The 436-nt window shown below is 57.6% G+C and carries 2 pseudogenes; both read right to left on the bottom strand.

The features are described from left to right. A pseudogene (locus tag C5B91_RS21785) lies at positions 1-206 on the bottom strand (sugar ABC transporter permease); the annotation flags it as partial. 8 nt (positions 207-214) lie between these two features. After that, positions 215-436, bottom strand: a pseudogene (locus tag C5B91_RS22920) (sugar ABC transporter substrate-binding protein); the annotation flags it as partial.

A 436-nucleotide genomic window follows, 5' to 3' on the forward strand; every position in this document is an offset into this window, starting at 1 on the left:
GTCAGCACCGAGAAGGCGCCTTCACCAGCAAACAGGTTGGCCGGTGCTGCGTTGGTAAAAGAAAGCCCGACAAGATACACCACTGGAAACAACATAAATGCTGAAAAAATGAACAGGCCCGGCAACACGAGCAAGAGCGACCGGTCACGCTGTTCGATGAATGGGAGGCGTTCGAGCTGGGTCGACAGATGAGATACCGTGCTCATTTATTCGCTTACTCCCACTGACTCCGGGCTTCCTCGGCAGCACTGGTGAGTGCCTCTTCGGGGCTCAGACTCCCGTTGAACAGCTGGGTCACTGGGTCACCCATCGCCGCAAACACGTCATTCATGCGGGGGTCAGTCGGCATTGGAATCCCTTGATCGACGGCCTGAGAGTAGGCTCTCACTGGCCCGGGCAGGTCGTCACTCCCAGCGAGCGTCGACAAGACCGGAAT

The sequence above is a fragment of the Haloferax sp. Atlit-10N genome (assembly GCF_003586325.1).
GTDB classification, from domain to species: domain Archaea; phylum Halobacteriota; class Halobacteria; order Halobacteriales; family Haloferacaceae; genus Haloferax; species Haloferax prahovense.